Origin of the sequence: Teretinema zuelzerae (genome assembly GCF_021021555.1) — a bacterium.
In the GTDB taxonomy this organism is placed as follows: Bacteria; Spirochaetota; Spirochaetia; order Treponematales; family Treponemataceae; genus Teretinema; species Teretinema zuelzerae.
The window spans coordinates 625,771-645,825 of the sequence record NZ_JAINWA010000001.1 but is presented as its reverse complement, the minus strand read 5'-3'; the positions used below and the strand labels follow the sequence as shown (position 1 = coordinate 645,825).

Here is a 20,055-nt window from a genome sequence, read left to right as displayed (position 1 = left end):
ACACTATCATGCTGGATAAAATGCGAAATATCGGGATTATGGCCCACATAGACGCCGGAAAAACGACGACTTCTGAGCGAATCCTTTTTTATACCGGAAAGATTCACCGCATCGGAGAAATAGACGACGGCGACGCGACCATGGACTGGATGGCCCAGGAACAGGAGCGCGGAATCACCATTCAAAGCGCGGCGACCACCACCTGGTGGCGCGACCATCAGATAAACCTCATCGATACTCCAGGACACGTCGATTTTACCGCGGAAGTGGAGCGTTCGCTTCGCGTTCTCGACGGAGCGGTCGCGGTTCTCTGCGCGGTAGGCGGCGTTCAGCCCCAGACCGAAACCGTCTGGCGCCAGGCAGACCAATACAAGGTTCCCCGGATTTGCTTCGTGAACAAGATGGACCGGATCGGGGCCGATTTTTTCGGCGCGATGAAGGATGTACACGATAAATTCGGCGCCGTTTGCGTGCCGCTTCAGATCCCGATCGGGCAGGGAAGCGACTTCGAAGGCGTGATCGATCTTCTTGAAATGAAGGAAATCCGCTGGGACGCTTCCACCGAGGGCGAAAAAATGGATGTCGCTCCCGTTGCGGATTCCCGCCTCGCCGAGGCGCAGGAGTGGAGGGAGAAGCTGCTCGACGCGGTGTCTTCCGCGTCCGACGAGATTACCGAGTTGATTCTCGAGGGCGTCGATATTCCTTCTGATCTGATGCGCAGGGAAATCCGCCGCGCTACTATCGCCCGAGAGTTCATCCCGTTCGTGTGCGGGGCTTCCCGGCGGAATCAGGGGATTCAGCCGCTCATCGATGCGGTGGTGGACTATCTCCCCGCTCCGCATGAAGTTCCGGCGGCGATCGGTTTCCACACGAAAAAGGAAGAGGACGTTCCCGTACCCTGCAAGACGGACGGGGTGCCGCTCGGCCTTGTGTTCAAGATTCAATACGACCGGGAAGCCGGCGCCCTCTGCTATGTGCGCATGTATTCCGGAAAGATAAAGCCCGGCGATCAGGTCTACAACGTGGGCAAGAAAAAGCGCGAGCGCGTGAACCGCGTGCTGCGCATGCACTCGAATAAATCCGATCCGATGGACGCGGTGGAAGCCGGCGACATCGCGGTGTTCATCGGCTTGAAAACCGCGCAAACCGGCGATACGATCGGCAGCGAGGGAGTGCCCGTACTGCTGGAGAAGATGCATTTTCCGGAGCCGGTTATCTCGGTTTCCATCGAACCGAAGACCATGAGCGAGCGGGATAAGCTCAAGGATACCCTTGAGATTCTGTCCCGGGAGGATCCGACCTTTACCAGCCGCGAAGACGCCGAGACCGGACAGCTCATCATTTCCGGAATGGGCGAGCTTCATATAGACGTGCTGGTGACGCGGATGATAGACGACTTCAAAGTGCAGGCCAGGGTGGGAAACCCCCAGGTAACCTACCGCGAGTCGGTAACCGCGGTTGTCGAACACACGGAGAAATTCGATCGCAATCTCGGCGGGAAGGAAAACACCGCGGGCGTTACGCTGCGCGTAGAACCGCTGCCGAGGGGAAGCGGGAACCGGTACAGCTGCGCGGTCAAGAAGTCCCATGTTCCCGAGGAGATCTTCGACGCGGTTGAACAGGCGGTCTCCGGAGCGTTCGCTTCGGGAATACAATTCGGCTATCCGTGCGTGGACGTGGGCGTGACGCTGACGGCAATCGACTACAGCGAGCTCACCTCGACCCCGTTCGCCTTCACCTCCGCCGCGAATCTCGGCTTCGACGAGGCGTGCAGGAAGGCGAGCCCCGAGCTTCTCGAGCCGATCATGAACGTCGATATCCTGTGTCCGAAGGATTTCGTCGGCGAGGCGATGAGCCAGATCACCCAGCGCGGCGGCATGATTTCCAGTTTGGATTCAAAGCCTTCGATCGAGGTTGTTCATGCGCAGGCTCCGATGGCGAAGATGTTCGGCTTTTCAACGTCGCTCCGCTCTGTTACGCAGGGCCGCGCTTCGTTCGGCATGACCTTCTCTCACTATGAGGTGAAAAAAGGCGGTCTGGGCGGATTCTGACGCCCTCCCGGGCATCCTGAAAAAAAATGGAAAACCGGCGATTCATACCCTATACTGGTGGTATATGAATCGCCAAGTAATAATGATGTCGATCGCCGCTGCGTGTTCCGCGGCTTCAGTTCTCTCGTCAATTCTTTTAAAAGCGCCCGCGGGGTCTATCGCGGCGGCTTCTCTGTCCGCGATTGCGGGGGTATCCGCCGTTTCAGCCCTGTTGTTCAGATCCTCCTCCGCCCCTGCGAGCGAATTCGCCGCCCGCGGCGGAGATCCCGAATCGGCCGGAGGCGTTTCCGGTTCTTCTTTCGCAGCTACCGCGGAATCCGCCGGAGCGGAGCAATCCGGGTCCTCTCTTATGCTGGCTGAAACTTCGTTAAAATTGAAGGAAGCTGAAAAGCTTCTTGCGGTGTTGTCGAATCGTCTTCTCACCGATTCGCTTATTTTCGTGCCGCTTGCCGATTCCATCATCCGCGCGGTGCCTTCGAAAACCGAGGAGGCCGCCTTTGCGGTTCTAGAGAAATTCATGGTGGTAAGGAACGCTTCTTCCGACGCGGCCGAGGCGGCGCGGAAGCTTCGAGTTTCGCTCGAGGACGATTCCGGCGAGTCTTCTCTGCATAGAACCGCTGAACGGTCGAGGCTATCAGTCCGGGAAGAACGATCCGTCATTCAAAATCTTTCCCGCTTTCTCCGCGAGAACCGCGAGCACCTGACAGCGATGAGCGCGGAGATAGAAGGCGGTCTCGGCCTGTTATCGAGCATTACCGAAATCACCGAGCGGTCGAAACTGATAGCCTTCAACATGTCTATCGAGGCTGCCAGGATCGGCGAGAAGGGCAGGGGCTTCAAGGTTATTATTACGGAACTTCATCGACTGAACGAGCAGACCTTCGAGTTTTCCCGGAAGGTTGCCGAAATGCTCGGCCGCTTCCGCGAGTACAACGAGCTGTTGTGCAATAACATGGAAGAGAAGGCCGGCGCGGTAATCTCCCAGGCGGACAAGGGAATGCAGGCGACCGAGTCCGCGGTCGAATCGCTGATCGCTTCGGCCAACGAGTCGGTAACGCTGACGAAGCAGGTGGCTCTGATGTCGGAGTCGATAGACCGCGATCTCGACACGGTGCTGGAAGCTCTCCAATTCCAGGACATTACGCGGCAGATGATTGAAGGCGCAAGCGATATCCTGTCGCGTCTGCGAGAAACTATCGATGAAACGCTGTCTCACGATCCGGCTCTGATCGACAGAAGCCGGCTTCAAAATACGTTCTCCCGGATTCGGGACGACTTAGTAAAAAACGCTAAAACAAAGGGCGAAAAATCCGCGCTAATGGAGGTGCATGTATGAAGTTTCTTTCAGTCGACGATTCCGCGACTATGAGAAAAATTATTTCTCTCGCGCTGAAGGGGGCAGGCCATACCGTCGAGGAGGCCGAGAACGGTAAAATGGCTTTGGACGCGTTGAAGGCAGGGCCGGTGGATTGCATCCTGCTGGATATCAATATGCCCGAGATGAACGGCATCGAATTCCTCCGTGCCAGAAAAGCGATGCCTGCCATAGCGAATATTCCGGTATTCGTTCTGACGACGCAGGACGAGGACGCGTTGAAGCAGGAAGCCTTGTCGCTGGGTGCGAAGGGCTTCATCATAAAACCGTTTCAGAAAGACACGCTTCTTGCCGCGATTAATAGCGGTATCTGACGGAATACAGAAACACTTCGACGGGTTCTCCTTCGGCGTCGAGGGAGAGCCCGCACACCGGCGTTCCGCCTTCTTTTTCTGAGAAATACAGGTACCGGGGAAGCTCGAGCTGAGTTTCGCTGCCCGCGCCGAAAAACGCCGAGATGAAATTTCCGGCAATGATGTTAAGCATTTCCAAGAGCGAGTCTTCCGCGTTCTTTTTTCTGCTTTCCAGGTCCCCTTCGGGAAACAAATTCTCGACGATTTTATCCAGAAGTTTTTTCCCGACGCGTATTTCCAGTCGATAGGAAAGCGGAGAAAGAACGTCTATCGCCGCGCATAACAAATCGGTTTTTCCCGCAGTTTCAAGGTCTGCTTCCTGCGCTTCGACGGATCGCGGTTTTTCTACATCGATGAAGGCCACTTCGGCGAAAACCGAAGATACAGCCTCTTTCAAAATGGTTGTAATTTTGGTCGTTTCATCAGGATCGCACATCGACGCCTCCCAGAATATGCATTATTTTTTCCGGCGAAACAGGTTTTTTGATGTATCCGGAAATTGAAAGCTCCTTCAATTCCGCTTCTGCGACGCTGTCCGCGATGCTCGACGTGATGATTACCGGAATGTTCGCCGTTTCCGGTTTGTTGCGCAGCAGCTTGATGAATGTTTTTCCGTCCATTTTCGGCATATTGATGTCGGAAAAGACAAGGTCTATTTCCTTTTCGTCTCCGGCGATGGTGAGTCCTTCGATTCCGTTTTCCGCGTAGAGATATTCGCCGGCTTCAGCGCCTATCATCTCGAAGCATCTTTGTATGATCATGCGCGAGGTCGGGGAGTCGTCCACTATCAATATTTTTCGATATGTCTTCATTATCGCTCCTCTATGCGGCTAAATAGTCCATTCCCGCTGGCCTGAATTGAGAATCGTTTCTCCGTCGCAGACGCGAAGCGAAACCGTGCGGCTGATCTCTCCTCCGGTGTCTTCTCCGACCGCTCCCAGACTGCTTTTCCAGAGTATTTTTTTCACTGCGAGCAAATTGCGCTTCCCTATGTCGAAGAATCCCCGATCGTCCATGACCGAAGCCCCTCCCGCAATCTTGACGCGAACCGACATGCGGACGCATCCGAGCTTTTTCATTTCTTCTATCATGAGCGGCAGGCCTGTGTCGGCGAAATAGCCGGGCTGTCTTTTGGACTTTTCTATGTCTATCGAGGCTTCAGGAAGCGCGATGTGAATCATGCCGCCGACCGCAAGCTTGACGTCGTAAATCATGACTGCGACGCAGGAGCCGAGAGCGTACGTCTTGATCACGTCTTCGGGATTTTTCGAGACTATCCATTCTCCGATTCCGACGGTTAACATGCTCAACGGCGGGTCCTTTGCGGCGCGGACGCAGGTTTGCGAAAATCCGAATAGAGGGCGGGAACCATTTCCTCGGGGGAGAGAAGGCGCTCCGCGGCTCCGTTTTCCGCGGCTTCACGGGGCATTCCGAATACGACGGCGCTTTCTTCGTTTTGCGCAAAGCAGCGCGCTCCGCTGCGCCTCATATCCAAAAGACCGTCCGCTCCGTCGCGGCCCATGCCCGTAAGGATCAATCCTGCGGCGTTCGGCCCGGCGGCTTCTGCAACCGACGAGAACAGCACGTCGACCGAAGGCCGATGTCCCGATACCTTATCGCCCGGTGCGATCGAGACAGCCCAGCCTTTGCCTTTTTTCACGACCTTGAGCTGAAAATCTCCGGGCGCGACGAGAACGAGCCCCTGCCTGATTTCGTCTCCGTCCGCCGCTTCGCGTACTTCCACCTTCGACTCTCTATTGAGGGATTCGGCGAACAGCCTGGTGAAAACAGGGGGCATGTGCTGAACGATGACGGTTCCGGGCATGTCTTGAGGAAAACGCGATACGAGGTAGTTGAGTATGACGGTTCCTCCGGTCGAAGCGCCGATTGCGATCATCCGGTCCCGGTTGTCTTTTGATCCGCTAGTTCCGCTTTTTCCGGGCGGAGGGCTACGCAACGGAGAAGTAGATTTCGGAAATTCTTCGCGCTTCGTTTGTTTTCCGATGTCTGCGATGGATGCTTCCCTGATCTGTTCCGCGAGTTCCTCTATCATGCGCTCTAAATCGCCGGGAGTTCTTCCCCGCGGTTTCGCCACTACTCCCATCGCTCCGGCCTGCATTGCCTCGAGGGCTTTTTTAGAGCCTTCCGCCGTAAGGGCGGAGACCACTACCACCGGAATGGGATACTGGGGGAGGAGCCTTTTCAGAAATTCGATGCCGTCCATGCGCGGCATTTCTACGTCGAGCGTCATGACGTCCGGCGCCGACAGGACTATATGGTCTCTCGCCTCGTACGCGTCTCCTGCCTGCGCGATTATTTCTATATCGGGTTTTCGCGACAAGCCGCGTACGAGCATTTCCCGAGCGATGGCTGAATCGTCGACTACGAGAACTTTAATCTTTTTGCTCATGAGCGGCCTTCCTGAGCCGTTTAATGTCGGATCCGTCTTCAATGACGAGTTCTCCGTCGTCCATCCGGATTTTCAGCGTCATGGACGCGCCTTCTCCCGGCAATTCGCGTACTTGGGAAGGCGCTCCGTCTATCGCAGTGTATTGATAACCGATAAGCGGCTTTGCTATGAGTTCGTCGTTTTTCAGTTCCCAGGTGAGAGCTGTAGTCATGCGGTATTCCCAAGCGCAGGGTGCGTCGGCGCCCGGAAAAATGGGCGAGCCGGTCAAGCGTATCCGCTTGACGCAGATTCCGACGGAGAACGAATACATCGCGTCGTAGTCGAGCTTCGGCGCTTCCATGTCCTTAAAGGCGGATTGGGCGAATACCTCGCTCCAGGGAGATCCGTTCCAGGTATGGCCGACCACTTCCCATTCGCCGAGTAGATCGGCGGGACGCATCCCCCGGTACGCTGTTGAAAATTCGTACGCCGATTCTTCTCCCCCGCCTTCCTGCGCGCCGAGGGCCAAGGACACATTTCCCGCTATTTGTTCGAGCCGGTTCGATCCTTTTTTGACGTTCATACAATCTCCAGAAAAGATTTTTCTATAATTCTCGCGTAATCTTTCGCGGCGTTGCTCGAGGGGCCGCACTCCCAGATTGTCCGGGATTTTTCCAGCGACCTGCTCATATATTCCGATTTGCAGACTTCGAAAATCGGTATCCTGAAGGTTGAAAAAACGCGCCGATAGTCCTGTACGCGGTTGAGCCTGTTTTCAGCCTTGGTGAAGAGGAGCGAGTGGACTTCAATCCCTCGTCCGCATTCCTGCGAGCAGGCATCCACTTCCTGAATGCTCGCTTCGAGACCGGATACCGAAAACAGCTGGAATTCCAGGGGAATGATCACCGCGTCGGACGCTTCTACGAGGAGGCGTTCAAGACAGCTGTTGGAAGGCGACGAATCGATCAGTATCCAGTCGTAGAAATTTGCGGCCTTCGAGAGGACCTTCGCGAACGGATCCTTCAAATTGCGAATCCTGTCGTCCGCGAAATTGATTCTGAAATCCCTGTCGGTGAAAGGTATGAGGTCGAGACGGCGGCGAACGCTTTTTCTGATCGAGTTTTTCAGAGACGGCTTTCCGTTTTCGATCGAGGCGAGAAGATCGTGGAATCCCGGGATTTTAGTCTGGCCGGCAGCTTGACCGAAGGTCTGCCCTTCCGCGGCGCCGAAAAAAAGGCTTAAATTTCCCTGGGGATCGCCGTCTACGGCAAGCACCCGCTCGCCGCGTTTCGCGAGTCCGCTTGCTAATTGAATGATAGACGAGGTTTTGCCTACGCCGCCTTTTTGGTTCGCGACGGTCACTATTTTCATTTTTTTCTGTTTAAGGCTTGATCCCACGGTCTCCCTCTCCTTTTTTATAAATAGCGGGCTTAACGTATTCGAACGGACACGTCTCCCTGTTCAACGATTCAGAATGACCGACGAAGAAAACGCCGCCGGGCTTGAGGCATTTGTGCATCGCGTTCACTACATGTTCCCGGGATTGCGCGTTAAAATAGATCATGACGTTTCTGCAGAATATCACGTCGAACGAGCCCTTCATGGGATACGGAGTCTCCATGAGGTTGAGTTTTTTAAAGAGCACCATGCCGCGGATTTCATCGCTTATGCGGAACTGGTCCGGCCCTGCCTTGGTGAACCATTGCCGCTTCCATTCGCCCGGAAGCTCTTTCAACTTGCTCTCCTGATAGATTCCTTCGTTTGCCTGCGAGAGCGCCGCCACTGATATGTCCGTGGCGAGAAGTCCTATGTCCAGTCCGTCTATCCTGTTTCCGAAATGCGAACGCATGAGCATCGCAATCGTATATACTTCCTCCCCGGTTGCGCATCCTGCGCTCCAAATTCTCACGGCAGGGGGAGAACGTTTCGAGACAGCCTCTTCGATCCGGGAGAATACGTTATCCTTCAAATAGGCAAAGTGTTCACCCTCGCGGAAAAAAAAAGAGTGATTCGTAGTGATCCTGTTTATCAGCTCAGTCTGTTCCCTGCCGCTCGGATCGGTCCGGAGATAATCGATGTATTCCGAAAAATTGCCGCACCCCGTTTCCCGCACTCTTTTGGACAACCTTCCCGACAGCAACACCCGCTTCTGATCGCCCAGATGAATGCCGAAGCGATCGAAGAGCATGCGCGTGAGGATATTAAATTCCGTGTCCGAAAGAGGCACGAGGTCTTCCATCATGAGCTCGGGCTTTCCGCTGTCTGCGCGAGAACAGAGTCGCCCAGGTTTTCGTCCTGAACGAGCTTTTCTACATCGACGAGAATCTTGATGGACTCTCCCGATTTCGCCATTCCGGAAAGATATCTGTCCTGTCCTTGCATCGTTCTGAATTTCGGCGGCGGCTCGATGTTCTTCTCCGGAATCTCGAGCACTTCCTCGACGGTGTCGACTACGAATCCGACCTGTACCCGCTCCACCTCTGTGACGATTATGCAGGTTCGATTGTCGTAATCCCGTTCGTCTATACGGAAGCGGAGCCTCAAATCTACTATGGGGATTACTTTGCCCCGAAGATTGATGACGCCTTTCACATACGAGGGCATGTCGGGAACCGCCGAAATCGGCTGCAATTCGATGATTTCAATCACGTGCCGTATGCCTACTCCGTAGGATTCCTTGCCGATGCGGAAGAACAGGTATTTGTTCGCCTGCGTATCTTCATTGTCTTCGTCGTCGATGAGGAAATCATCGTGGGCGTCGGTTCTTCTTTGTTCAGACATTCTGCGCCTCCGTTATCAGAACTTGCCGAAATTGCCATCATCCAGCGAGATGATGTCCGAAGGTACAACGCGTGCGGCCGTTTTTTTGACTGCAGCCGCAGCGGGAGCAGCATTCCTTCGAAGCTGATCGGCGGAGGCGGAAGCCGCGCCGGGAGCCGGTTTCGTACGATTCAAGAAGCCGGGCTGGGCGGCCGCTGTTTGCGAACCTGCGCGAGACGAGAGGGCAGGGGCCGCGAATCCGCCGTCCCGTCCTGAATCCTTGAGCTTGAAGCGGGCAAGCATGGCCTTGACCTGCTGCGCCTGCGAGGAGAGCTCCTCCGACGCGGACGCGCTTTCCTCCGCGCTGGCCGTGTTGCTCTGCGTCACCTGATCTATTTGCGTAAGACCGAGAGAAATCTGCTCGAGCCCCTGCGTCTGTTCGCGTCCCGCCGTGGCCACTTCTTCGGCAAGAGCCGAAACCTGGGCGGAACCTATCACGATTTCGTCGAGCTGGCTCGCGGTATTAGAAACAAGCGTGTTGCCGCGCTGTATGTTTCCGATCGCTTCGTCCACCATGCGCGTAGTATCTTTGACCGAGCTCGCGCTTCTGACGGCAAGATTTCTTACTTCCTCGGCGACGACGGCGAATCCTTTTCCGTATTTTCCCGCCCGCGCCGCTTCTACGTTCGCATTGAGCGCGAGGAGGTTGATCTGGAAGGAAATATCGTCGATCGTATTGACGACCTTTTTGATGCTTTCCGCGCTTGTATTGATATCGCTCATCGCGGATACGAGCTCCTTCATCTGGGCGTTGCCTTTTTCGGCGTTTTCCTGCGCTTCGCCGGCGAGGCTGTTCATCTTGAGCGCGTTGTCCGTGTTCTGTCGGGTTTGGCTGGATATCTCGGTCGTAGACGACGTGATCTCTTCAAGCGAGGAAGCCTGTTCGGTCGCCCCCTGGGAAAGGGCCTGGCTCGCCTGCGAAACCTGCACAGAGCCTTCCGCAACCTGCTCGACAGCGGTGTTCACCTGGCTTAGCGTGTCTCCGATCGCCTCGATCGATTCGTTCAGGGCGCTCTTGAGAATGTCGAAGTCTCCGCGGTAGTCGCCGGCGACTCTCCTCGTCAAATCGCCTTCCGCGAGATTCTTGAGCACTTCTATCACCTCGTTTATCGGCGTGATGACCAGATCGAGCGTCTTGTTGACTCCTTCGATAATCTTTCGATAATCGCCCTGATGCTTCGATACGTCCGCCCGGACTTGCAGCGATCCTGCAACCGCCGCCTCGGTAAGCTGTGCTGAATCCTCGATCAGAGCGTTGATACTGTCGATGGCGAGATTGAGGTTGTTCCTGATTTTGTTGAAATCTCCGCTCCAGACTTCCATCACTTTTTCAGGAAGATTTCCCTGTGCGATGCGGTCTACGTAATCGGCCGCGAGATTGAGCGGGCTTACGACTGCGTCGAGCGTTTCATTGATTCCTTCGATGACCCGCCGGTATTCGCCTTCATGCGACTGCGCCTGGGCCCGGTAGCCGAGGTTTCCCGCAATCGCGTTCTTCACCAGATCTCCGGTGTCCGCGACGAGGGCTTTTACGTTTTTTTCTACGTTGTTCAGCGATTCGGCGACCTGCTTGAATTCATCCGATGTTTTAATCGTCAACGTTTCGCTCAGATCTCCGTGGGCGATCTTGTCCATGATGCGAACCGTTTTTCCGAGTTTTCCTGAAATGCTTGTGCCCTGGATAGCTCCGAGGATGATCGCCGCGATGCAGGAGAGAGCTCCGATTACGAGTATCGCTATCCGGCCCAGAACGACCTGGTTGAGAATTCCATCGGTCATTTCCTTGCCGTAATGGTATTGCACGAATTCGAGCAGCTCTTCGAACCGTTCAATGAGATCGTCTATGACCTTTCCTTCCGAACCGGAAATGAGGGCGTACGCGCGTTCAGTGTATTCTTCGCGGTCTTCAGGAGCCGCCGTTTTCGCCTTTTCGACGAGGACCATGATCCGGTTGTTATAGTCTACCGCCGGAGGAATCGCGTCGGATACCGCCTTGTAGAGCTTCATCTCCTCGTCGTTCATCGGAAGCTTTTCAAATTCTTCGCGAGCCTCCGCATAGTTTTTTCTGCCTTCCGCGACATCTTTCTGAAGTTCGTTGAAGAAGTCTTCATCATCCATGGCGTACGGATTCGCCATGGTGCGGACCGAGTTGATTACTTCCCGCAGGCTCAGGTCGATGGTGTTTACGTACATGAGCTTGGGAATAGTTTCTTTCGATAGGACGGTCAGCCCTTCTTTCGCGTTTTCCATTCGATCGAGGCCGACGTATCCGACCAGGACGCAGAGCGCGGCGACTGCGATAAAGCTGGAAAGGAGCTTAGCTAGGATTTTCATTTAGTCCTCCTGTTTTCTTGAATCATCTTTTTTGTTTTATGCGTCACTCAAGACGCAGCGACATCAGTTTTCCCGTATCTATAATAAAGCTGACTCCTCCGTCTCCGAGGATGCTGCAGCCGGAAATGCCGTCTACCTTTCCGAGATATTCGGAAAGAGATTTTACGACGATCTGCTGGTTGCCGATTACCTCGTCGATGAGGAGGCAGGCCCGTCTTCCGTTGTTCTGCATTACGATGAGGATTCCATCGGCCGGCTCGGTGACTGCTCCTTCGATGTTGAAAACTTCGTGCAGTCTGATAAGCGGCAGAAAATCGTTCCGTATGTTGACGGTTTCTTCTCCTGTTCCCGTACGCGAAATCTGACTGTCCTGAATCTTTACGAACTCGAGAATTTCAGCGAGGGGAAGCGAGTATCGGTTCGCGCCGGCGCGCACGGTAATGCCGTCGATGATTGCCATGGTGAGGGGGATGGCCAAGATGAACTCCGTTCCGGCTCCGGGCGTCGTTTTAATGTCTATCCGCCCCCTGATTTTATCGAGGTTCCGTTTGACGACGTCCATTCCGACTCCCCGGCCCGAAACGTCTGATACTATCGCCGCGGTTGAAAAGCCCGGTTCGAAAATGCAGGAGAAAATATCCTGATCCTTGAAGGAAGCAGGGTCTCCCTTGAGCAGCCCGCGTTCGATCGCCTTCGCCAGAATTTTATCTCGATCCAATCCGGCTCCGTCGTCCTGCACGCTGATCCAGATTTCCGAGCCTTCGTATTTAGCGTTGAGCTTGATGCTGCCTGTTTCGTCTTTTCCGGAGGCGATTCTTTTATCCTTCGGTTCGATTCCATGATCGATGGCGTTCCGGAGGATATGAACCAGAGGATCGGATATCTGCTCGATGACGTTTTTGTCCATCTCGGTATCCTGGCCGGAGACGGCGAGTTTGATCGGCCTGTCCATTTTGCGCGAGAGATCCCTGACGAGGCGAGCCATTTTCTGAAAGAGGCCGTCGAGGGGAATCATTCGGATCATCATCGTCGTTTCCTGAATCTCCCGGCTGATCTTGTTGAGCCGGGAGAAGGCCTTCGTAAAGCTATCCTGCGCGAGGCCCGCAAGATCCGCGTTGTTCATCACCATCGATTCGGCGGTGATGAGTTCGCCGACCAGTTCAAAGAGCTTGTCGAGCTTGTTGGTATCGACCCTGATTTCTTTTCTGACGATTTCTCCGGCCGAATCCGATTGGTTCTTCTTTAAACCCTCTCCCTGAAGCTTGAGCGCTTCGTCGACTTTTTCCGGAGGAACGATTCCCTTTTGCACGAGTATCTCGCCCAGCGATCGTTCCTGTTCGTCGAGGGCTTCCTGGATCGCATTCCTATCGGCCGCTCCCATTCCGACGAGAATCTCTCCAAGGGGTTTATACTCCGGAAGCGAAGGTTTCTTCTGCGGTGCAGCGTCTTGTTCGGAAGAAGCATCCGGCCTTTGAGCCGGTTGAGCCGTTGAAACGACTTGCAGGCCGGAGAGCAGTTCCCTCAGATAATCCACGGTTTTGATCGACGCGTTTATCCTCGCTTCTCCCAGGGCGCCGGGAGTTTTTCTCGCATCGTCCAGGAGGGTCTCGAATTCCATGCAGAGCCGCTCCATCAGCGCATACCCGAAGAACCCCGCGTTCCCCTTTATCGTGTGAACCGCGCGGAAAATTTCATGAATTTTATCCGTGTTGTTTTCTTTCGGATCGAGGCTGAGCAGAATGCTTTCGCCCTTGTCCAGAAGATCGGCGCATTCTCCTATGAACCGCTGAACCATGTCCGCCGTGACGAGGTCGCCCAGAAGGATTTCATTTGCCGGAAGCGGTTCCTCTTTCGGGGAGTCGCTTTTGTGAGAATGCTCAGCTGCCGCCCCTTCCTGCTTCTCGCTCGCCGGGGAAGCGGAAGGGGATGACGCGTTTCCCGGATTTGCCGGCGCCGCCGCCGCTCCGCCGCGTATCAGAGAAATCTGCGCTTTGATCTTTTCAGTTTGTTCGCCGGCTTTCTGCTCTCCGTCGTCATCGCAGAATTCCTTTTCCACAAGCGTTATCAGAGTCCGAAGTATGTCTACTGTTTCATAGATGACGTCGACGGCGTCCTGCGCAAGGGGCTTCTTTTCCTTAAGGAATACGTCCAGAAGGGTTTCCGCTTCGTGCGTGAGTTTTTGAATATTGTTGAGGCCGAGATATCCCGCCGATCCTTTTACCGAATGGAATAAACGGAATATCGAGTGAAGCCTGCTTTCCGTCTCGCCTTCCTCAAGGTGAGCCAATTGAGCTTCGGCGTCGTCAAGCCGTTCATACCCTTCTGCCACAAAGGACAAGAGGATTTCCAACGTTTCCTCATCGATACTTTTAGGCATTTTGTTTTGTGCTCCTGTTTTCTTATACCAAAGTGTATGTAGAAAAGGAGAGGATGCAAGTCTTGAGTGGAAATAGAGAAAAAAAGTTAAGAGAGCTTCGTCAATTCTTGTTTAAGCAACGCGGCGGTTTGATCGTAGATCGTGCGCAGCTGATCAGATTTCGTAATAGCCGCGTCGATCGTATCGTTCATGCAGGATTTTTCCATATCCCGCGCGCATTCATAGAGTCTTCCGCATGCAAGGTTAGCGGAGGCTCCCCTGATGCGGTGCGCGGCGTCTCGCGCCGCTTCCCTGTTTTGAAGGCGCAGCGCTCCTGCTATCTGGCTTATCTGATGCGGCATGTCGCCGATAAATGCTTCGATCACGCTTTTGGCCAGCGCGGGCGAATCCATGGTGCGGTGGAGAAAATCGTCGTAATCGAACAGCGTTTTTCCGGATGCCGATGCGCTGGAAGTTTTTGCCGCCGCCGCGCGTTTCGGGGGATGCGCCGATAGCCATGATCTGACCGTGTCCTGGAATTTTTCCGGATCGAGCGGTTTAATCAGATAATCCGACATCCCCGCGTTCAAACTTTTTTCGCGGTCTCCTTCAAGGGCGTATGCCGTCAGCGCGATGACGGGGATCGGCTTTTCATTCGTCGCTCCCCGTGCCGCTTCCCTCTCTCTCAGCTTCCGGGTAGCTTCGTATCCGTCCATCACCGGCATTTGGCAATCCATGACCACCAGATCGAACCGTCCTCTTTCGAGCGCGTAAAGCGCCTGCAATCCGTTCTCTACCGTTGTGACGGACATGCCCATTTTTTCGAGAATTTTAGTTACGATGAGCCTGTTCGTGGGATTGTCCTCCGCAACCAGAATGGAGCCTTTCTTGGGCAGAGGAGCCTTCTTCTTTTTTTCCGTTTTTTCTTCTTTAGAATCGAGAGCGGTATCCTGTTTGCTTTCGCGATGAAGCTTCGCGGTGAAATAAAAAGTGGAGCCTTTCGATTCTTCGCTGGCCACTCCGATCTCGCCGTTCATCAGTTCGACCAGCTGCCTTGAAATAGCGAGTCCAAGCCCGGTTCCGCCTCTTTTTCTGGTAGTAGAGCTGTCGAGCTGCGTAAAGGGCGAGAATAACAATTTCTGCTTTTCCTCAGGGATTCCGATTCCCGTATCTTCCACCTCGAAGCGGATGTACAGCGCGTCTTCTTCTGTGGATTCTTTTTTAATCCGGATCGAAATTTTTCCTTTATCCGTGAATTTTATCGCGTTCCCTATGAGATTCAGGAGTATCTGCCTCAGCCTGCCCGGATCGCCGTACAATGTTTCGGGAATTTCATCGTCGATGGCCCATGTTACGGAAAGCTTTTTTTCCCGCGCCTGGACTTCCATTAAAGCGACTGTCCTATTGACCAGTTCGCGGAGATTGAAATCGACGTAATCGAGAACCATTTTTTTGGCGTCGATCTTGGAATAATCGAGAACGCCGTTGATGAGAGACAAAAGCGTTTCTCCGCTTGATTTCAACAGTTCCGCGTATTGTTTCTGGGATCCGGTGAGGCTGCTGTCCAGCAGGAGGGCTGCCATGCCGATTATTCCGTTCAGGGGGGTGCGGATTTCATGGCTGATGGTTGCGAGAAAGGCGCTTTTAGCGACGTTGGCGACTTCGGCTTGAATCATCAGTTCATTTGCCCGTATTCCTGCGGCCTCAAGATGGAGGTTCGATTTTATCAGCTCCTGCTCTATTTCCTTTTGAGTCGTGATGTCCCAGTTAGTTCCGATGAGGTGTCCGCCGGTTCCGGCAGGAGATGGTTTTAAAATACCGAAGGCGCGAATGATTCTCACCGAACCGTTCGGCCAGAGAATCCTGAATTCGGTGTCGTAGTCTTTTCCGGTATTCAGCGTTCTCCGTATTTCCATGCTCTGGAAGTTTTTGTCCTCAGGATGAATCCTCGCCTTCCACGCAGCGTCTCCCGTCGGGAATTCGGTCCGGGAGGCTTTATACAGCCGGTACATCTGGTCGTCCCAGATTTCCGTGCCTGTTTCGATGTCGTAATCCCAGATTCCGACTCCGCCGGCCCGCGCGGCTATCTGGAGACGGTCGGTCGCCTGTCTCAGTTCCTCTTCAGTCTGTTTCTGGCTCGTGATGTCTACAAGGCTTTCCAGGAGCATTCCCGTGAATTCTCCGTCCTCCAGCGGCATGACGGACTTGAGAACCGTAAGAGTGCTTCCGTCTTTCCGCAATATCCGCTGTTCCTGGTTTTCTACCGGCTGCTGCAGATCGCAAAAGGGGCAAAATCCTTCGGGCGCGGTACAGACGAAATGATGGCATCTTTTTCCGAGCATCGATTCGGGCTCCATGGCGAAGAGTTTTGCCGCGCACCGATTCGCATACTCTATTTTCCTGCTTATCGGATTAATAACGATTAATCCGACAGGAATATCGCCGAGCATCGAGCAACTTTTTGTTTCATTTTCTGAATACGTTTTTTTTGTTTGCGCCATGTTTTAATCCCCTTCTAAGGGGATAACGAGATCTTTTCTATATGAGATTCAGTGATCGAAGCGTATCGAGCAGTTTTTCCCGATCAATAGGCTTTACCAGATAAGCGTCGCATTGTTCTTTAAAAGCCGTCATGATGTTTTTTCTGTCGTCCAGAGCGGTCGTCATTATGATGCGAACGCCGGAGGTTGAAAAAATGCCGGCGTTTTCTTCGATTTCGCGTATTTGCTTCAAGGCCGCCTGACCGTCCATATCGGGCATCATAATATCAAGACAGACCAGATCGTAGGGAGCGTTGTCTTCCAGGGCTTTCCTGAACGCTTCAACTCCTTCCCTTCCGTTTACGCAGGTATGGGTTAATCCATAGGGCTCAAAGAGGCCCTGCATCAACAGACGGCTGGTGAAATCATCCTCGACTATCAATACTTTCATTTTATGCTCCTCCGTTTGCAGTACAGTATAACTCATCGGCTTGCCTACCGCTATCGCTTCTTTTTTTTTGCGTTTCTGTTCGTTTATTTTTCCGGTCGTATAGTAAACTGTACAATTAATGGTATAATCGAGTGTATGACAAAGCGACGAATTGCCTGCGCAATTATATTTATTACGGCGATTTTTTGTGCCGCCGCAGACGCCGAATCCAGACTGTTGAATGCAGCCGACTGGGATAGCGGCGAAACCGTCGAGCTCGGCGCTGACTGGGATTTTTACTGGGACCAGCTCTTGTACCCGTCTCAATTTCTCGATCCTCAGGCTCAGCCTATTCCTGACGCGCGGTTTATTCCTGATTTTTGGTCAAAAAAAGGGTATTCCGCCTACGGAAAGGGCACCTATCGTCAGGTATTTCGCAGCGAGACTCCTTTTCCTGAAATCCTCGGCATCCGTTTTATGTCGGTGTATTCGGCCTATCGCGTGTGGATAAACGGCGAACTGGCCTATGAACACGGGGTCATTGGAACTTCCCGATCCGACGAACGGGGAAACGCCGCGCGCACTTCGTTTTATTTCGCTCCCCGGGGCGCAGAGTCGCTCGAAATCATTGTTCAGGTAACGAATTACGAATATAAAACCCACGGAGGGCTCGGAAGGCCGCCCGTAATCGGCTCCTGGGAGACGATAAGCCATATTTCTTTCGTCGAACGGATGTGGGATCTCTTGTTGGCAGGTTCTCTCGGGTTTATGGGCCTCTATCTTCTTGTTCTGTTTGTATTCCGTACCAAGGATAAAACTCCCTTGTATCTCGGCTTGTTCGCCCTTTTCATGGTCTTTCGACAGCTCATGGTCGGAGGGTCGAAGCTCGTTTTTACGCTATTCCCTTCGCTGACCGTGTATGTCTGGGATTTGCTTCAGGCTTTCGGAATCTATCCGTTGCTGCCGCTGTTTCTTCTCTATATCTACAGCCTCTTTCCCCAAGAGAAATTCAAATGGTTTCTGCGCGTGTTCGTTCTCCAGTCTATTGTGCTCGGCCTTTTGTACTATATTCCTTTTCTCGATCCGTACATTTCGGTTCTCGGCGGCGTGCGGGATATATTCATCATTTTCGGGTTGATCTTTTCTTTCTGGATGGCCTTGTACGCTCTTGTCAAGAAACAGAACGAAGCCGGGCTGGTGTTCATAGCCATGCTGTTCATCATGGTTATCGGAATACACGACGCCCTTGTTTCGCTTCAGATCGCCGGACCGACGTATTACCTGGGAACGGCTGTCTGGATGTGCTTCCTGTTTCAGTCTTTTATCTTGGCCAGACGTTTTTCCCGGGCCTTCGCGGAAGTCGAAACTCTTTCCGGCACTCTTGCCGAGAAAACAGAAGCTCTTCTTGAAATGGACCGCATGAAGGATGAATTTCTCGCGAATACGAGCCATGAGCTGAAAACGCCCTTGAACGGGATCATCGGCATCACCGAAAGCCTTGCCGCCGGGGACAAGGGCCCTTTGAGCCCTGAACAGCTGCATCAGCTCGATCTGGTCTCTTCAAGCGGGAGGCGCCTTTTTTCCCTGGTAAACGATATTCTCGACCATGCCCGGTTGCGAAACGGAAAACTTGCGGTATTCCCCAGATCAGTCGATTTCTGGACAGTCGCAGAGCCGGTGTGCGAATTTTTCTCGGTGAACGCTCTTTCCCGGGGTATTGAATTACGGATGGACAAGATCGACGGACTTTCTCCCGTCTACGCTGATCCCGCCCGTCTGGAGCAGATTCTCTATAATCTGCTCGGCAACGCGTTGAAGTTCACCGAATCAGGCTGGGTTTCTCTTTCCGCCCGCGAATCGGGGGGGCTTCTTTGCATAGAGATCGCTGATTCCGGAATCGGAATACCGGCAGATAAACAGGAGTTGATATTCGAGTCTTTTCAACAGGCCGACGGCGGGCTTTCCCGCCGATACGGCGGAACAGGGCTCGGGCTCACCATAGCCGCCGAACTGGCCGCGCTGCAGAACGGAAGCATTACGGTTCAATCCGAAGTCGGGAAGGGTTCTCTTTTCACCGTCGCCCTGCCTCTCTCCGACGGCACCGAGGATGAGGAAAACGCATTCTTCAGGGTTCCTCCGCGTTCGATGCTTTCCGTTCCCGGAGGCTTCACCGATGAGGACGACGCTCATTCCGCTCTTCGCGTAGCAAAGCCTTCCGATATGCCCCTGGTATTAGTCGTTGACGACGAGTCTACGAACAGGCAGATACTGATGAATGCGCTCTCCTCATCGGGCTATAAGGGTGTTTCTCTTTCCGGCGGGAACGAGCTTCTTTCGCTGCTTGACCAGGGAGTTTGCCCTGACATGGTTTTGCTTGATATTATGATGCCCGGCATGAACGGATACGAGGCGCTTGTCGAGATACGGAAAACCTGCTCGAGCGCCGAACTGCCTGTATTGTTGCTGACGGCGAAAAACCGGATCGACGATCTTCTTCAGGGTTTCAGCCTCGGCGCAAATGATTTCATCACAAAACCGTTCTCGCGCCAGGAATTATTGGCCCGCATTCGCAGCCATCTTCTCCTGAAACGGATTTATGATTCCGAACAGCGTTTCGTACCGGCTGATTTCCTGAAGCTGGTGAAGGAAGAGGTCGGCTCGGACTTGGAAGTGGGTTCGATGGCAAGAAAGGAAATGACCGTCCTGTATTCGGATTTGCGCGCCTTCACCTCCTTTACCGAAGGCCTTTCGCCCGAGGAGGGTTTGAAATTTTTTAATTCGTACCTGTCGCGATTCGCTCCGATAATCCGAGATCACGGCGGTTTCGTGGACCGGTATGTAGGCGACGGCCTGCTCGCGCTCTTTCCCGGATCGGCGACGGACGCCCTTCGCGCCGCAGAGGCGCTGCGCCTTGAATTGGATGTATATAACGGCCATCGCTCCAACTGCGCTTATGCTCCTGTCGATTTCGGGATGGGAATTCACCGGGGACTTGTCACGCTTGCGTTGATCGGCGAGGGCAGCCATGTGGAAGCGGGCTTGTTCTCCGAGACGGTATCGCTCTCCATCCGCCTCGAATCTCTGACCCGGCAGCTGCATACTTGCGCTCTTGTCTCCACTGCCTCGCTCGGGGACTTTACGGGAGTTCCGTCTCGATTCGTCGGGCGCATCAGGATGAAGGGCCGCAAAACTCCCCTCGAGGTTTCCGAGCTCTTATTCGAACGGAGAAAGACTGAAACGCTGCAATTATTCAATCAGGCTGTCCAGTCCTTTTACGCCGACTCTATTGAAGACGCCGCCGCCGCCTTCGCGACTGTCACGGCGATTGATCCCGACGACAAGGTCGCGGCGTTGTATCTGAAGGCCGCGTACGAGGCAAAAAAGAATCCGTCACGTACTCTGGGCTCGTTCTTCCTCGACAGTGCTTTTAATTAAGGGCACCTCGAAAAACTCGGTTAGTTTTCCTC

16 protein-coding genes are annotated in these 20,055 nt (G+C 53.8%); 4 read left to right on the top strand and 12 right to left on the bottom strand.

The features are described from left to right. Nucleotides 1-8: 8 nt before the first annotated feature. The 3 genes from fusA (at nucleotide 9) to K7J14_RS02950 (ending at nucleotide 3,740) form a co-directional block, all read left to right on the top strand. Complete coding sequence (gene fusA / locus K7J14_RS02960) at nucleotides 9-2,051, top strand: elongation factor G (protein WP_230752922.1); 2,043 nt, start codon at nucleotides 9-11, stop codon at nucleotides 2,049-2,051. 64 nt (nucleotides 2,052-2,115) lie between these two features. Beyond that, nucleotides 2,116-3,387: a methyl-accepting chemotaxis protein gene (locus tag K7J14_RS02955; RefSeq protein ID WP_230752919.1), complete on the top strand. Its 1,272-nt coding sequence runs from the start codon at nucleotides 2,116-2,118 to the stop codon at nucleotides 3,385-3,387. Beyond that, the gene (locus K7J14_RS02950) at nucleotides 3,384-3,740 is read left to right on the top strand and encodes a response regulator (RefSeq protein ID WP_230752916.1); all 357 of its coding nucleotides are present in this window, start codon (nucleotides 3,384-3,386) and stop codon (nucleotides 3,738-3,740) included. The genes K7J14_RS02955 and K7J14_RS02950 overlap by 4 nt, the downstream gene beginning before the upstream one ends. Here K7J14_RS02950 and K7J14_RS02945 read toward each other — a convergent pair. From K7J14_RS02945 to K7J14_RS02890, 12 genes are all read right to left on the bottom strand, one after another. Next, entirely contained in the window at nucleotides 3,724-4,215 is a 492-nt protein-coding gene (locus tag K7J14_RS02945) for a chemotaxis protein CheX (protein WP_230752913.1), read from the bottom strand. The two genes, K7J14_RS02950 and K7J14_RS02945, sit on opposite strands and share 17 nt — an antisense overlap. After that, nucleotides 4,202-4,591, bottom strand: a complete 390-nt coding sequence (locus K7J14_RS02940; protein WP_230752910.1) for a response regulator — start codon at nucleotides 4,589-4,591, stop codon at nucleotides 4,202-4,204. The genes K7J14_RS02945 and K7J14_RS02940 overlap by 14 nt, the downstream gene beginning before the upstream one ends. A gap of 18 nt (nucleotides 4,592-4,609) precedes the next feature. Then, nucleotides 4,610-5,083, bottom strand: coding sequence for a chemotaxis protein CheD (locus tag K7J14_RS02935; protein WP_230754752.1), 474 nt, complete (start codon nucleotides 5,081-5,083; stop codon nucleotides 4,610-4,612). 2 nt (nucleotides 5,084-5,085) lie between these two features. Continuing rightward, nucleotides 5,086-6,189: a protein-glutamate methylesterase/protein-glutamine glutaminase gene (locus K7J14_RS02930; protein ID WP_230752907.1), complete on the bottom strand. Its 1,104-nt coding sequence runs from the start codon at nucleotides 6,187-6,189 to the stop codon at nucleotides 5,086-5,088. Next, nucleotides 6,173-6,751, bottom strand: a complete 579-nt coding sequence (locus K7J14_RS02925) for a hypothetical protein (protein WP_230752904.1) — start codon at nucleotides 6,749-6,751, stop codon at nucleotides 6,173-6,175. Before K7J14_RS02925 ends, K7J14_RS02930 begins: the two co-directional genes overlap by 17 nt. Next, nucleotides 6,748-7,539: a ParA family protein gene (locus tag K7J14_RS02920; protein WP_230752902.1), complete on the bottom strand. Its 792-nt coding sequence runs from the start codon at nucleotides 7,537-7,539 to the stop codon at nucleotides 6,748-6,750. The genes K7J14_RS02925 and K7J14_RS02920 overlap by 4 nt, the downstream gene beginning before the upstream one ends. A 10-nt stretch (nucleotides 7,540-7,549) precedes the next feature. Further along, complete coding sequence (locus tag K7J14_RS02915) at nucleotides 7,550-8,410, bottom strand: CheR family methyltransferase (RefSeq protein ID WP_230752900.1); 861 nt, start codon at nucleotides 8,408-8,410, stop codon at nucleotides 7,550-7,552. Then, entirely contained in the window at nucleotides 8,407-8,949 is a 543-nt protein-coding gene (locus K7J14_RS02910; protein WP_230752898.1) for a chemotaxis protein CheW, read from the bottom strand. The genes K7J14_RS02915 and K7J14_RS02910 overlap by 4 nt, the downstream gene beginning before the upstream one ends. Nucleotides 8,950-8,964: 15 nt before the next feature. Further along, complete coding sequence (locus K7J14_RS02905; RefSeq protein WP_230752895.1) at nucleotides 8,965-11,322, bottom strand: HAMP domain-containing methyl-accepting chemotaxis protein; 2,358 nt, start codon at nucleotides 11,320-11,322, stop codon at nucleotides 8,965-8,967. 43 nt (nucleotides 11,323-11,365) lie between these two features. Further along, nucleotides 11,366-13,699 carry an Hpt domain-containing protein gene (locus tag K7J14_RS02900; RefSeq protein WP_230752892.1) on the bottom strand — a complete coding sequence of 778 codons (2,334 nt, stop codon included), beginning with the start codon at nucleotides 13,697-13,699 and terminating at the stop codon, nucleotides 11,366-11,368. Between the two features lie 86 nt (nucleotides 13,700-13,785). Next, entirely contained in the window at nucleotides 13,786-16,179 is a 2,394-nt protein-coding gene (locus K7J14_RS02895; RefSeq protein WP_230752889.1) for a PAS domain-containing hybrid sensor histidine kinase/response regulator, read from the bottom strand. A gap of 37 nt (nucleotides 16,180-16,216) precedes the next feature. Beyond that, a complete protein-coding gene (locus K7J14_RS02890; RefSeq protein ID WP_230752886.1) occupies nucleotides 16,217-16,609 on the bottom strand; it encodes a response regulator in 393 nt (130 codons plus the stop codon). A gap of 135 nt (nucleotides 16,610-16,744) precedes the next feature. Here K7J14_RS02890 and K7J14_RS02885 point away from each other — a divergent pair, with 135 nt between their 5' ends. Further along, entirely contained in the window at nucleotides 16,745-20,023 is a 3,279-nt protein-coding gene (locus K7J14_RS02885; RefSeq protein ID WP_230752883.1) for an ATP-binding protein, read from the top strand. Nucleotides 20,024-20,055 lie beyond the last annotated feature (32 nt).

Coding starts and splice junctions, on each gene's coding strand:
- fusA (WP_230752922.1), top strand. CDS start 9: ATGCTGGATAAAATGCGAAATATCGGGATTATGGCCCACATAGACGCC.
- K7J14_RS02955 (WP_230752919.1), top strand. CDS start 2,116: ATGAATCGCCAAGTAATAATGATGTCGATCGCCGCTGCGTGTTCCGCG.
- K7J14_RS02950 (WP_230752916.1), top strand. CDS start 3,384: ATGAAGTTTCTTTCAGTCGACGATTCCGCGACTATGAGAAAAATTATT.
- K7J14_RS02945 (WP_230752913.1), bottom strand. CDS start 4,215: ATGTGCGATCCTGATGAAACGACCAAAATTACAACCATTTTGAAAGAG.
- K7J14_RS02940 (WP_230752910.1), bottom strand. CDS start 4,591: ATGAAGACATATCGAAAAATATTGATAGTGGACGACTCCCCGACCTCG.
- K7J14_RS02935 (WP_230754752.1), bottom strand. CDS start 5,083: ATGTTAACCGTCGGAATCGGAGAATGGATAGTCTCGAAAAATCCCGAA.
- K7J14_RS02930 (WP_230752907.1), bottom strand. CDS start 6,189: ATGAGCAAAAAGATTAAAGTTCTCGTAGTCGACGATTCAGCCATCGCT.
- K7J14_RS02925 (WP_230752904.1), bottom strand. CDS start 6,751: ATGAACGTCAAAAAAGGATCGAACCGGCTCGAACAAATAGCGGGAAAT.
- K7J14_RS02920 (WP_230752902.1), bottom strand. CDS start 7,539: ATGAAAATAGTGACCGTCGCGAACCAAAAAGGCGGCGTAGGCAAAACC.
- K7J14_RS02915 (WP_230752900.1), bottom strand. CDS start 8,410: ATGATGGAAGACCTCGTGCCTCTTTCGGACACGGAATTTAATATCCTC.
- K7J14_RS02910 (WP_230752898.1), bottom strand. CDS start 8,949: ATGTCTGAACAAAGAAGAACCGACGCCCACGATGATTTCCTCATCGAC.
- K7J14_RS02905 (WP_230752895.1), bottom strand. CDS start 11,322: ATGAAAATCCTAGCTAAGCTCCTTTCCAGCTTTATCGCAGTCGCCGCG.
- K7J14_RS02900 (WP_230752892.1), bottom strand. CDS start 13,699: ATGCCTAAAAGTATCGATGAGGAAACGTTGGAAATCCTCTTGTCCTTT.
- K7J14_RS02895 (WP_230752889.1), bottom strand. CDS start 16,179: ATGGCGCAAACAAAAAAAACGTATTCAGAAAATGAAACAAAAAGTTGC.
- K7J14_RS02890 (WP_230752886.1), bottom strand. CDS start 16,609: ATGAAAGTATTGATAGTCGAGGATGATTTCACCAGCCGTCTGTTGATG.
- K7J14_RS02885 (WP_230752883.1), top strand. CDS start 16,745: ATGACAAAGCGACGAATTGCCTGCGCAATTATATTTATTACGGCGATT.